Source organism: Aurantibrevibacter litoralis (genome assembly GCF_034651555.1).
GTDB classification, from domain to species: Bacteria; Bacteroidota; Bacteroidia; order Flavobacteriales; family Flavobacteriaceae; genus Aurantibrevibacter; species Aurantibrevibacter litoralis.
In genome coordinates this window covers 88,520-101,719 of record NZ_JAYEEQ010000004.1, presented here as the reverse complement: position 1 = coordinate 101,719, position 13,200 = coordinate 88,520, and the positions used below count along the sequence as shown (strand labels likewise).

Annotated in this window: 9 protein-coding genes; 1 reads left to right on the top strand and 8 read right to left on the bottom strand. The window is 39.8% G+C overall.

Features of this window, described 5'->3' with window-relative positions:
• Positions 1-78: 78 nt before the first annotated feature.
• The 5 genes from U1E44_RS05350 to abc-f all read right to left on the bottom strand — a co-directional run bounded on the left by U1E44_RS05350 (position 79) and on the right by abc-f (position 9,015).
• Complete coding sequence (locus U1E44_RS05350; protein ID WP_323673855.1) at positions 79-1,434, bottom strand: TolC family protein; 1,356 nt, start codon at positions 1,432-1,434, stop codon at positions 79-81.
• Between the two features lie 19 nt (positions 1,435-1,453).
• Positions 1,454-4,747 carry an efflux RND transporter permease subunit gene (locus tag U1E44_RS05345; protein WP_322930021.1) on the bottom strand — a complete coding sequence of 1,098 codons (3,294 nt, stop codon included), beginning with the start codon at positions 4,745-4,747 and terminating at the stop codon, positions 1,454-1,456.
• On the bottom strand, positions 4,744-5,898 hold the full coding sequence (locus tag U1E44_RS05340) for an efflux RND transporter periplasmic adaptor subunit (protein ID WP_322930020.1): 1,155 nt from the start codon (positions 5,896-5,898) through the stop codon (positions 4,744-4,746). Before U1E44_RS05340 ends, U1E44_RS05345 begins: the two co-directional genes overlap by 4 nt.
• Positions 5,899-6,048: 150 nt before the next feature.
• Positions 6,049-6,927: a leucine-rich repeat domain-containing protein gene (locus U1E44_RS05335; RefSeq protein ID WP_322930019.1), complete on the bottom strand. Its 879-nt coding sequence runs from the start codon at positions 6,925-6,927 to the stop codon at positions 6,049-6,051.
• 171 nt (positions 6,928-7,098) lie between these two features.
• Positions 7,099-9,015, bottom strand: a complete 1,917-nt coding sequence (abc-f, locus tag U1E44_RS05330; RefSeq protein WP_322930018.1) for a ribosomal protection-like ABC-F family protein — start codon at positions 9,013-9,015, stop codon at positions 7,099-7,101.
• 65 nt (positions 9,016-9,080) lie between these two features.
• Between abc-f and U1E44_RS05325 the strand changes: the two genes are divergently transcribed.
• On the top strand, positions 9,081-9,485 hold the full coding sequence (locus U1E44_RS05325) for a DUF983 domain-containing protein (RefSeq protein ID WP_322930017.1): 405 nt from the start codon (positions 9,081-9,083) through the stop codon (positions 9,483-9,485).
• Here U1E44_RS05325 and U1E44_RS05320 read toward each other — a convergent pair.
• From U1E44_RS05320 to porM, 3 genes are all read right to left on the bottom strand, one after another.
• Complete coding sequence (locus U1E44_RS05320) at positions 9,460-10,515, bottom strand: NAD(P)/FAD-dependent oxidoreductase (RefSeq protein WP_322930016.1); 1,056 nt, start codon at positions 10,513-10,515, stop codon at positions 9,460-9,462. The genes U1E44_RS05325 and U1E44_RS05320 overlap by 26 nt on opposite strands.
• 181 nt (positions 10,516-10,696) lie before the next feature.
• A complete protein-coding gene (porN, locus tag U1E44_RS05315) occupies positions 10,697-11,599 on the bottom strand; it encodes a type IX secretion system ring subunit PorN/GldN (protein WP_322930015.1) in 903 nt (300 codons plus the stop codon).
• Positions 11,600-11,612: 13 nt separating this feature from the next.
• On the bottom strand, positions 11,613-13,181 hold the full coding sequence (porM, locus tag U1E44_RS05310; RefSeq protein ID WP_322930014.1) for a type IX secretion system motor protein PorM/GldM: 1,569 nt from the start codon (positions 13,179-13,181) through the stop codon (positions 11,613-11,615).
• Positions 13,182-13,200 lie beyond the last annotated feature (19 nt).

The following is a 13,200-nucleotide window of genomic DNA, read 5'->3' as shown; positions in this document are numbered from 1 at the left end:
CCGATGAAGCTGTGTTTTTGTTTAGTAAACGCTTAAAAAATGGAAGGGCATTAAAAAAGCCGAAATCTAAGGTTGTGCCTAAAAATCGACATTGAGTAGCTGCCCAGTAAGTTGTAGTAATTGCAGTTCGGCCAGCTTGGCATCGTACTTGGCTAAGTTCTTATTGGTTTGTGCATTTAAAAGGTTGATTTGCGCTTGCCGAAACTCTATAGAGGTAATGCGCCCTAATTGAAACTGTTCTTTAGATCGTTCAAAATTATTTTGGTTTGTAATCACGTTTTGTTGTTGGATATTAAATATTTGAAGTCGGTTTTCGTATATCGCTACCGCATTTTCAATATCCCGGTTTACCTCTAATTTCACTTGTTCGCGCAGTAATTCCTGATTTTCATGGGCAATTTTAGCGTTTTTAATACGAACGGTAGTGCCACCTCCATCAAAAAGATTCCAAGTTAAATTAGCAGCCAGTAATACATTGGTTGTAGTTGTATTAGTTCCAGGGAAGACAACCCCGGATAAGAAAGCCGATGGTGCCCCCTGATTTAAATTCCACCCGTAGGTACCTGTGAGTCCGATAGTAGGTAAATAGCCCGCTCGGCTTACCTTAATGTCGTAGTCTGTAATGGCCAAATTTCTTTCGGTCTGCAAAAGAGCCACATTATTTTGTGTGGCCAAACCCACATATTCTTCTAATTTCAATTTAGGAATAAACTGCACCACCGTATCCACACTAAATTTGGCATTTAGGTTTTGACTCAGTAACACATTTAAGTCACGTTTGGCATTGGCCATTTGCTGCTTCACATTAAGAAGGTTTATGCTGTCGTTGGTTACATCTACCTGCGCATTTAAGATATCTAGTTTGGTGTTCTGACCATAATCAAAGGCATACTCTGCTCTTTTTATTCGATCTTTGGAAATTTCGAGGGCGCGTTGTAGTACATTTTCATTTTCAGTGAGTCGCGCAATTTCAAAATACACGCTGAATAGCTGTATGGTTGTATTTTCTATGGTTTCACGGGCTTGTAACGCACTGAGTTGATATTGTTCTTTAAGCCTTTTGAAGTTGTAGTATCTCCCCATACCATCAAACAAGGTATAATTTAAATTGATGGATGAATTGTACCGTTGGCTTTCTGCATTATCCAAGGAAACATTAGGGCGTGGTGTTCCATCCTCTAAAAATTGCCCTGGAAACTCCGTTTCCGTGTTATTCGTATTATAGGTGGCTCCTGCTACGCCATTTAAACTGGGCAAATAACCTGAATTAAGGATACCTTGGTTATTATCAGCTATTTCCAATTCGTTTTTGGCTACTTTAATACCAAAATTATTTTCCAAGGCCAGATTTACTGCTTCCTGCTTGGTCAACATGGTTTCTTGTCCGTAAATAGCATGCGTTGCCCATAAAACAAGAGTAACGATGCCGAATATCTTGTTTGTTTTTGTAGTACTAGATCTCAAATTCTTGGGGTATTTCTTTGTTTTTGGTTGTTTCTTTTTTTGCGACTTTGTGCGTACCATTGGTATTAGGATCTATTATGCCTTGCATGAACATTTCTTCTTCCTCTTCTTTTAAAGCTCTTTCTACCTCTTCTTTGGAAATATCCTTTCCCGTCTTAAGCCATTTTGCACCTACTTTTAGGTTGTTACTAAAGGATAAAAAGATAGGTAACATAACGAGTGTAAGTACTGTGGCAAAGGCAATACCATAGGCAATGGAAATAGCCATGGGTTTTAAAAATTGAGCTTGTCTGCTTTTTTCTAACAGCAGGGGAGCAAGACCTGCAATAGTGGTAACAGAAGTTAAGAATATAGCCCTAAAACGAGATTTGCCCGCTTCGTAAAGAGCTACATCAAACTTTAGTCCGCTGCGCAAATTGGCATTAAAGCGACCTATAAGTACCAAACCATCATTCACCATTATCCCAATTAAGGCTATGATGCCCAATAAAGACAAAATATTTACCGGAAATCCATGAATCCAATGACCCCAAGCAACGGCTGTTAGGCTAAAAGGTATCATAAGAAGTAACATTAAGGGCTGACTAAAACTTCTAAAGGTAAAAGCGATGGTGATATAAATCAATACTAACACAGTAAACCCAACAGGCTTGAATGATTTGCTCAATTTGTTGGCCTCTCTATTTTGACCCTCATAAGACGCCGTTACGGTAGGGTATTTGGCCTGAATATCGGGCATAATCCGGGTCTGAATATCGGCCATAATATCTGTCGCTGTAGTGGTTTTATCATCTTTCAAGTCTGCCGAGATTTGAATTTCTCGGCGACCATCCAAATGGTTTATGGCAACATCGCCCCGCTCTATGGTATAATTGGCAATTTCTTTTAAAGGTACTCTGTTACCATTGGGTGTTTGAATGCGCATTTCATCTAAATCAACAATGGCCGAGCGGTTGGGTCTATCGTAACGCACCCATACCCGGATTTCGTCTTGCCCTCTTTGGAAACGCTGCGCCTGTACGCCAAAAAATCCGGCGCGTACCTGATCCATAATATTCCTAAGGTCTAGTCCTAATAAATACGCACTTTCTTTTAGTTCTAGCCGAATTTCCTTAATTCCTGCAGGGTCATTATCTGCGACATCTTTTAGCAACGCATTGTTTACCAAAGCCGTTTTTAATTCATTTTTAGCTGCTTTTAATTCGCTAATATTATTGCCTAATAAAGACACAGATACCGGACTCCCTCCAAAATTACCACCAGAACCATAAATAAGACTTTCCGTGCCCACTACAGGGCCTACAAGATCTCGTATTCTATTGGCAACCAGTTCAGTGACCACAGCATCCGGTCGTTCTTCACCCGGCAACAAATTAATGACTAAAGTGGCAGCAGATGATCCGGGGCCTAAATTTTTAATCGTATTTTCAAACAATTTTTTAGTGCCACCTTTTAAATATTCTGCGGTTAATTCCTCATTGGCGATTAGTGCTTTTTCTTCTATCAAACTAATAATAGAATCCGTCACCTTTTCATTAGTGCCATTGGGCATTAAAAGCGAAATAGAAACCTGATCGCTAGCAATTCTAGGAAAGAAAGCAGTTCGGACAACCCCACCTCCGGTAGCACCTAATGTCAGAATTAGAGCAACTGCAAAAAAGGAAAAAGTTAAAAATTTATAACGCAGTGCAAATGCAAGAACCTTGGCATAGAGGTTGTCGCGCATCCAGAGCATGATTCGATCACCATATTTATTAATTTCCCTCAGTTTCGAAAAGGCTTTTGCAATACCTGTTTTAGGCTTGTCTTCCAAAGGTTGTAGTGCTTTGGAATGGGCTAAGTGAGCCGGTAAAATGATTAATGCCTCTACCAAGGATACTACCAGAGTAAGAATGACAATTACGGAGACCTCACCAAAAAATTCACCAATCCTACTGTCTAAAAACAGGAAAATAGAAAAGGCTAAAATGGTTGTAATTATTGCCGATACAATGGGAGGAATAACCTCCATAGTGCCATCGATTGCCGCCTGTATGGGTGTTTTGCCCTTTTCATAATGCTGATAAATATTCTCGGCAATCACAATACCGTCATCTACCAAGATGCCGATTACGATAATCATCCCAAACAAAGAAAGCACGTTTATGGTAACATCGAAAAATCCGGCAAAGATAAACATCCCCAAGAAGGAGATTGGCAACCCGAAGGCGACCCAAAAGGCAAGTCGGGTATTTAAAAATAGCGAAAGAAAAATAAGTACCAACACCATACCCATCCATGCATTTTCTACCAAAAGTTGTGTGCGTTGGGTTAGGGTGATGGATTGATCGTTTACGACATCTAAAGTGATATTGTTGTTCTTTTGGTTGAATTCTTCTACGTACGCCTTGATGAGTTCTGCCGAGGAAATAAGATCTTCCGAATTGGTACTGGTTATAGAGGCATTGACCGCCAAATTACCATTAAAATAGGAGGCGTTGGCCGTTTCGGAAAACCGATCGCGAATTACGGCTACGTCCCTTAGCCGAACGGTACTGCCACCAACATCTGCACGCACTATTAAATTAGAAAGATCGTCCCCGTAATACGAGCGGTTATTAGCTCTTATAAGATACTCTTCCGCATTGGTTTTAATATTACCTCCCGTAATTAAAATATTGGCATTGGCTACGGCATTGGCCACTTCTGTAAAAGACATCCCGTAGGCCAACAAACTATTTTCGTTTACGGCAATTTCTATTTCTTCCTCGGGATACCCGGTAAATGCAATTTGCGATATCCCCTCCATGGCACGAATATCGTTTTCTATCTGACGCCCAATTTCCTTAAGGGTTACCAGTGGTATATTTTCGCCACTAATGGCAAAACTTATGGTCTGCCTAATTTCTTCACGTTTTGCCACTATTAAAGGTTCCATGCCTGTAGGAAATGATGGAACCCTGTCTACGGCATTCTTTACTTCCAGCAACATAAAGTCAATGTTCTCACCCTTTTCTATTTCTACATTTATGGTACCGCTGTTTTCTCTGGAGGTAGATGTAACTCTATCGATACCTTCTAATCCTTTAAGATTATCTTCAATTTTAAGCACAATCCCTTCCTCTACTTCTTGAGGGGATGCACCTGGATAGGTAACTGTAATTACAATATTTTTAGATTCCACCAACGGAAAGTAAGACGACTTAAGGGAGGTGGCTCCATAAATACCAAAGACAAAAAAGGCAAAAACAAATACATCAACCGCTACATGATACTTTATAAAATAGGATATAATATTTCTCATGGCTTACTGGTATTAGTGGTATTCCCTGCGGTTTCTTTCTCCTCAAATATTTTTACAAGCATTCCTGCGTACGAACCCACAACGGGTTTAGAGACCATTACAGTACCATCTGGGATGTCTTTTACGACCACCTTTTTATCCGAAAAATAAACTGGTTTTACATCGATGACATCCAATACAGAATCGCGCACCACAAATACCTTGTCGTTTTCTAAAAGTAGCCCCCTGTCTATTTCAATGGCGTTTTGTTCTTCTCTGGCATTTAAAAGCGCTTCCAGATACATGCCTTCAGAAAGGCTGTTATCATTAATTTCGATATAGGCTTTAATGGTCTGTGACGCCTGATCTACCCTACTGTTTACGCGGACAACTTTTCCTTGGTAGGTTTTAGATCGATCTAGATTAGCCAAATTTACACGTTCCCCAATTTTTAGCAAATCGCTGTAGGCTTTACTCACCGATACTTCCAATTCATATTCTCCCGGATCTATAAACTCTCCTAATTTTTGACCGGAGCGCACTAAGGTTCCTTCGGTAACCAAAGCCTCTGTTAGCACGCCATTAAAAGGTGCAGCTATGACGTATTTGTATAAGCGCTCTTCCAAATTCTTTACATTATAAAAATTGGTAAGTATGCCTCTTCCGGTAATAAAGAATTTTTCTTTTTCAGAGGTCATTTCGGGAAGTGCGGGTGTTGTTTTTTGTAGATCAAAACTAGTTAGATACGCTTGCCATTTGGGATAAATTTCAGGGTAATCTAATCGTAAATCCGGCATTAGGGTAGTAATGAGATTATACAAATTACTTTTGGCAGATTGTACACTTGCCGCATATTCGGCGGCATCTATTCTAATAATAGTTTCTCCGGCGTTGTACTGTTGTCCGGTTCTAAAAAGCTTAGTGCCTCTTTTAAAAACCCCTTGTACTTCGGAAAATAGCTCTACCCTTCGTTTGGCCAACACATTTCCGTTGGCTTTTACCACAATAGGGACAGTACCGTTTTGTACCGTATTTGCAAAAACCAACTTTACAACCCTTTCAGGTCTTGGTCTTGGCGTCTTTTTGTTGTCAACAATTACCTTCGCGGCATATATAGAAATTAAGATAAGTACGATGCCTAAAACGGTAAGAACTATTTTGCGTGTGTTCATGAACTTTAGAAAGGTTTGTTGAATTAGACGGCAAAACTAGGTATTAGTTTAAGCGGTTTTAGTTAAATCCGTCTTAAAAATGGCTTACGACATTTACTAAAAAAGGGATGCGAAAGCATCCCTTTAACCAAACCAACTACATTTTATAATCTACTCATCATCAACATCTTCAAATAGGGTATCGGCCATTCGCGTTCTATTAAAATCGGTAGCCTTATAGTCGATACCGGTTTTTTGGGTATCGTAATCAAAAACCAAAAATTGTTGCGCATCCATCTGCTGCAAATTTTTAAAGGAATCAAATTTATTATTTTGTATTTGTAATACTTTTAGACTTGCCAGCATTCCGAATTCTACGGGAATTTCTCCACCCAGTTGATTGTTGGCCAGTACCAGTTCCTTTAGGTTGCTGAGATTTCCTATTGCATTGGGAATACGACCCTCTAGTTTATTTTCAAAAAGACCCAAAGTTTCCAATTTCACAAGGGTTCCTAATTCTTTAGGAATGTGACCTGAAAATTGATTGCTAGATAAATTAAGCATTTTTAGCTCCTTTAAAGCACCTAGGCCTACGGGGATGCTACCTGATAGTACATTGTTGAAAAGACTGAGTTCTACCAAAGCGGTCATTTTGGCCATGCCTTTAGGAAGCGTTCCTTCTAAGGTATTCATCTCTAACTTTAAAATTTTCAATTGTCTCAAATCTGTGATTTTCTCCGGTATTTGGCCGGAAATACGATTGAAAGCCAGATTTAATGTCGACAAAAAAGGGAGTTTACCAATACTCTTCGGAATAGTTCCGGAGAGATTGTTTCTAAAAAGATCTATTGCCACCACATGGCCATCCATCACTTTTACACCGTGCCATTGGGATACAGGTGTAGACAAATTCCACGGGATAGTCCATTGGGCACCATTGGTATTGTGATACAAATCTAACAGTGCTTTTTTCTCTTTTTTTGGCACTTCGGCATAAGTTACTCCTACACCAATGCAAACGACTAGAAGGGTTAGAATCCGGTTTTTCATAGCGATTATCTTTAGTATGAATGAAATCCTTATCGATATATAAAGAAAGAATTACCCTACAAATTAAAGCAAATCCAAGCCTTTCTGCAAAAAATATCGACGAAGCGTCCATATTTGTTGTGTATCCCTTAAAAAATGTGGTTTAGAAGTGTTCGTCGCCTTACTCAGGCCTTACATTGCAAATTCTTCGAGTGCCATGGTCAGTTGCTCCCAACTTTTCATAAGCGTATCTAAAGTTCCTTTTTTCTTTTGATAGACATCAAAAAATTCTGTATTCTCTGCCGATTTATGGTGCGGGGATTGCAGTGTTTTTTCAATGTGTACCAGTTCCTTTTCAAGGGCGGCAATATCACGTTCCACGGTACTCAATTGGTTTTTGAGCGATTTTACTTTTTTGAGGTCTTCACCATTAAAATCCTTCGCTTTATTTTTCTCTTTAGCGAGAGTGCTTTTTTGTTTTTTCTCTATCCCTCTAAAATCATCAACTTTTCGTTGTTCTAAATAAAAATTGATATCGCCCAAATATTCTTTAATGGCACCGTCTTTAAATTCGTAAACCTTATTCGTTAGGCCTTGTAAAAAATCCCTGTCATGGGAAACCAATATCAGTGTTCCTTCAAAACTTTGCAGGGCTTGTTTCAAAACATGTTTAGATTTAATATCCAAATGGTTTGTTGGTTCGTCCATGACCAATACATTAAAGGGCTGCAATAACATTTTGGCAAGTGCCAAACGATTGCGTTCTCCTCCGGACAATACTCTTACGTACTTATCAACATCATCGCCCCGAAACAGAAAGGAACCTAAAATATCTCGTACTTTACTTCGGTTAGCTTCGTTAGCCGCATCGATCATAGTATCTAAAATGGTTTTTTCCCCATCTAAATACTCGGCTTGGTTTTGCGCAAAATACCCAATTTGCACGTTATGCCCCAATTTACAATGCCCCTCAAAACTAAGTTCGTCTACGATGATTTTGGCCAAGGTAGATTTTCCTTGCCCGTTCTGACCCACAAAAGCTGTCTTGCTATCGCGCTCTATGAGTAGGTTAATCTGGTTTAACACGGTATGCGCACCATAACTTTTTGAGAGTTTCTCTATTTCTACCACTACTTTTCCGGGGGTAATTGAAATCGGAAATCGAAGCTTCATAACGCTGCTATCTTCCTCATCTACCTCTATGCGCTCAATTTTGTCCAATTTTTTAATAAGCGATTGCGCCATGGAGGCCTTTGTACTTTTAGCTCTAAATTTTTCGATGAGGCGCTCTGCCTGCTGTATTTCTTTTTCCTGATTTTTTTGAGCATTGAGCTGTTGCTGTCGTATTTCGTTTCGCAATTCTAAGTATGCGCTATACGGTTTTTTGTAGTCGTAAATTCTGCCAAGCGATATCTCAATGGTCCTATTGGTTACATTGTCTAAGAACATCTTGTCGTGCGACACAATCACGACGGCTCCCGAATATGCTCTTAGGAACTGTTCTAACCAAATAATAGACTCTATGTCGAGGTGATTCGTTGGCTCATCTAACAGCAACACATCATTGTTTTGTAATAAAAGTTTTGCCAATTCAATCCGCATGCGCCACCCACCTGAAAACGTATCGGTTTTCTTCTCAAAATCGTCTCGTTTAAATCCTAGCCCAAGAAGAATTTTCTCCGTTTCTCCCTGATAATTGTAGCCTCCTAAAATTTCGTAATGCTGGGAAATATCGTTTAGATCTATAATGAGTTGACTATAGGCTTCACTTTCATAATCTGTTCTGGAGGCCAATTGCTCATTAATACGATCAAGTTTTGCTTCTAACTGTTTAATTTCCTCAAACGCTTGATAGGCTTCTTCCAAAACCGTTCTGCCCTGCTCAAAATCGATATCCTGACGTAAAAAGCCTATTCTGAGATCTTTGTCTGATGCAATGGCACCCGTATCGGGCACGGTATCCTTGGCTAGTAATTTAAGCAAAGTTGATTTTCCGGCACCATTTTTTCCTATGAGTCCAACTCTGTCGCCCGCATTTAAGCGAAATGCGATTTCTTCAAATAAATATGCGCCCCCAAAAGAAACTGAAAGATTATGGATATTTAGCATGCTATGTGACCAGTGTTACGTTTAAAGCGTTATCAAAACCGTACTTTTGTACAAATTTTTTGCAAATGTTAAAAAAAGGAACCAAAGTCTACAGCATTTTAACAGGAAGTTGTCCAAAATGCCATGAAGAAAGTATGTATGTCTGCAAGAACCCCTATAAACTGTATCAAATTTTTGATATGCACGAACGTTGCTGCCAATGCGATACCAAATACAAAATAGAACCTTCTTTCTTTTATGGTGCTATGTATGTGAGTTATGGCGTAGGAATTGCATTTGGGGTAGCGGCTTTTGTGATTTCCTTTTTGTTTTTGGGGAGTACGCTACTGCAGGCCTTTATATCCATTGTACTTACCTTAATTGCCTTTCTGCCCATTATTATCCGATTATCCCGCAATATTTGGATTAATTTTTTTATACATTTTGATCCACAAAAGCTAAAACCTAAACTAAAGGAAACTTCCCATTAAATCGGGAAACATCCATTTCAGAATCTAGTGGCAGTCCTTTTTCGATATGCTGAAATAACTGGTGCGCTGCAAAAGGAGCTATCATAACGCCTCTAGAACCAAAACCATTAAGCACATACAGTTGCTGGTATTTTGGGTGACGCCCCACTAAGGGTCTGCGATCCGAGACGGTGGGACGAATACCGGCCTCCTGTGCCACTACATTATAACTGCATCGCACAAAGGTGTTTAGTTTGTTCAGCAGCACTTCTTTGGCTTCCACGGTAATGGCAGGCGTTTTATCGGCCCACTGATAGGTGGCCCCTATCTTATACTGATGTGCTCCTAAGGGAATACTGAAAACAGATGATTTAATAACCGACGTTTCTTTAAGATCCGGTGCATCTATGGTCAGCAATTCGCCTTTAGAACCTTGTAAGGGAAGGTAATTGAAGTACGGATTCTGTGTAAGACCAAAACCTGTTGCAAAAACGATGTGTTTCGCCTTGATATCTTTATATTGAATATGATCTGGTTTTAGGCGTAAGGCTTCAAAATTAAAGGTTTCTTCCCTGAGGCATTTTTCCCTTCTTAAATGATCTTTATACTGAAGAATTAATTTTCTTGTGGCTATTCTTCCGGTATGCCGAACGGCTCCAAAGCCATGAGGGGCATCGATATTGGGGTTGTTGTTGGTACTAAGTTGAGTAGATAAAAATGATTTTAAAAGTGATTTATCTGCTGCTTCAAACCAACTGTTTTGTTCTTGTAAGGAAGCAAAACGTCGTAATACAGGGATTTTGTAATCTAATTTGCACTGTAGTTTTTTTTCGAGATTTTCGTAAAAGGGGAGTGCCATATCTAACTGTTGGCTGGCCTGCCACACAGGGGAGAAGCGTTTTAGAATCACCGGATTGTAGAGTCCGCCCGCCACCATCGAAGCGCTTTGCGAATCATCGGTATATACCAAAAAGGATTTATGGTGCTTTTGTAGCATTTCGCAAAAAGAAATGCCGGCCAAACCCAACCCGACCACCACGTACGCTATCATTCTGCAAACATACTAAAAAGCGCATCAGTAAGCCATAGGTATAGCAGCTCAATTTTGGTCTTATAGCACTACAGAGGCCGGTACTGCAATACGGACAGCAATCTTTGAAAATACCATAAAAAAACACCGCAATCTCTTGCAGTGTTTTTTATATGCTTTGAATTGGAATAAAAGCGTATGTTTAATAGGCCCACATGTCCTGTTCTTTGTCGCGTATAACCTCCTGTATGCGTTTGGCTTCCAGAAGCTGAAACAAAGAATTATCGGCTATATAGTCTTTAATTAATCGATCGCCGTGTACGTTGTCTTCTTTATAAATTACGGCATTAAACCTTCGGGCATTCAACAGCATATCAAAAGATATGGGCTGTGCAGAATTACGTTGGTTAAACACCTTCGCCTCGTGCAAAATTTCGCGGGCGCTGGGATACCACACCCAAAATAAAGGTACTTTGGCATCATCTGTACTCATGGCATCATTATCAATAAAGTTAACGTCCGGAGCTACAGGAGAGATTCCTAACAAGCGGTATTTTAGTTCGCCTTGGCGTTTGTCAAAATACCAGATTCCCTTTATCATGTATTCTTTGATGTCGGCTGCCGTAAGCGCTCTACGATTAATGTACTCTGCCGAGATTTGTTCTCCGGCATTATACTGCTCGTATCCCGCATCGGTGGTATCGGTTTTTTGCAGTGTTGCTTGTAGATCACTAAACTTTCGCTTTTCTGTGAAATAAGAGTCTACATAGACATCCTGAAGCTTACCGTTCTTAATGTTCTTTATCAGAACATCATATAACGACCTACGATCCGGACCAATATCAATGGTATCTATGGGATAGTATAAAGGAAAGTTAATACGCTCATCCAAGTCGATGATCTCCCAAACGGTTTTGGACCAGAGAATATCCCTGTCATCTACATAACCGTAGGGTAATGGCGCATCGTTGTCTACCTTTTTTTGTGCCTCTGTTTTAATGCCTATCTCTTCCGGCTTTTTGGCGTTTAAAATATTGGCCTGTGCCGAGATAGATAAAGGTAACAGGGTTACCATTCCCATTAAAAAAACATTTTTCCAATTCATCTTTTAAAATTTACTAGTTTGTAATCTCAACAACCACAGGAGATACTTTCTTTAATTTGTAACTCTTATTATTGGTTATGTAGGCTTCAATATCAAATATTTGAACGGCATCTCCGCGTCCTGCTCTTCTTAAAGCAGACTTTGCCTGGTCGTTTAACTTGTTGCCATTTACCGTTACGGTTGGTTGTCCGGGTACTTTAAATTTAAATCCGCTCACAGCAAGATTCAAATCAAAATCAAAATCTTCTAATAAAGCGCCCACCGTAGATATTTCTAAGTTGTTTCTCGGCATTTTTACGCTACCGCTTTCGCCTCGTATAGAACCTTCAGGTCTTGGAATATCTTTAATTCTGAATTCTGAGGTGGTCCTAATAGTTTGCCCATCGGGCAATTTACCAGAAGCCACAATCTCTACAGTTCTTCCGGTTCCCGGATTCATGACATACTTACTACCACTTTGTTTAGACAGACCAGCTGCCTGTGCATTAACATTATTATCCGCAATACCGGGAATAGAAATCGTGATAGGATTAGCTACACCGCGATACACCACGTTCATTTTGTCTGCAGAAATTACGGCAGCATTCGGTTTTGTAATGGTTGCAAAAGTTGCTGAAACAGGAACTTCAGTACGCTCGCCATCTTGCAAGAATACGAGGTTACCGGCCAATTTGTGGTCACCCGCACTGCCGGCACTTACCAAAAGTTTTACTTTACCATCTTCTATAACGAAGTCTGCTCCTTCATTTAGTTTTCTACCATCTAGGGTTAGGTTTACTTCATTGGGTCTTGTACTGGCATCTTTACGCCCTAACACAATGCTTCCGGTAAACTTCTCCCCTTGATAATAGGCCGATTTTTCCTGCTCTAACAAGGTGGTGTAGTTCGTCATTGCAATTTCACTTGTCAATTGCCCTTCTAACATCGCTTTTAACGCTTCTTGCTCGGTAGCCTTAATATCGGCTTGCAACTGCGTAATCTTGGTTAAAGAGGCTACTACAGGAAATCCTTCAAAATGATAGTTTAGCCAGTTCAATTTATTGCCGTCGCGGTTGGTCACTTTGCCGTCCTTATCTCCGGTTTCAAATCTAGAATTTAAAGCCGCTTTTACGCCTGCTAAAGACTCCGGTAGAATCCCGGCAACTTGGGTACGGTAATTGTTGATGCGATCTAAAAACTCTTTTCCATCTTTACTAAGGTTATCGCCTTGAAAAAAACGTTGGTCTAGAAAATCGGTTTTGTCCATGACCTGATAATCTTTGGGATCTTTAAGATCCTTGGTCATTTCCTTTTTAAGATTTTCCAAATAGTCGAAATATTCTTGCGACAAACTCTTTATTTGTTTGGCGTCTTTTAAAAGAGGGCCAAACTTCTCCGCATTTTCTTCCGCTTTGGTTTCCAAACTACTCAAGAATGCTAGGTTATTCTCTGTAGTTTTTTGGTTAGAAGCTTCTAGTTTTTCGTTCATAAGACCGAAAGCCGATAGAACTTCTTTACTCATATTTAACGCCAACATTGCGATGAAGATCAAATACATTAAATTGATCATCTTCTGACGTGGTGTTGCTTTTCCTGATGCCATGTGATGTAATTAGATATTA

What these genes read in the sequence shown, in the direction of transcription:
- U1E44_RS05320 (WP_322930016.1), bottom strand. Translation starts at nt 10,515, where the DNA reads ATGATAGCGTACGTGGTGGTCGGGTTGGGTTTGGCCGGCATTTCTTTT.
- porN (WP_322930015.1), bottom strand. Translation starts at nt 11,599, where the DNA reads ATGAATTGGAAAAATGTTTTTTTAATGGGAATGGTAACCCTGTTACCT.
- U1E44_RS05345 (WP_322930021.1), bottom strand. Translation starts at nt 4,747, where the DNA reads ATGAGAAATATTATATCCTATTTTATAAAGTATCATGTAGCGGTTGAT.
- U1E44_RS05340 (WP_322930020.1), bottom strand. Translation starts at nt 5,898, where the DNA reads ATGAACACACGCAAAATAGTTCTTACCGTTTTAGGCATCGTACTTATC.
- U1E44_RS05325 (WP_322930017.1), top strand. Translation starts at nt 9,081, where the DNA reads ATGTTAAAAAAAGGAACCAAAGTCTACAGCATTTTAACAGGAAGTTGT.
- abc-f (WP_322930018.1), bottom strand. Translation starts at nt 9,015, where the DNA reads ATGCTAAATATCCATAATCTTTCAGTTTCTTTTGGGGGCGCATATTTA.
- U1E44_RS05335 (WP_322930019.1), bottom strand. Translation starts at nt 6,927, where the DNA reads ATGAAAAACCGGATTCTAACCCTTCTAGTCGTTTGCATTGGTGTAGGA.
- porM (WP_322930014.1), bottom strand. Translation starts at nt 13,181, where the DNA reads ATGGCATCAGGAAAAGCAACACCACGTCAGAAGATGATCAATTTAATG.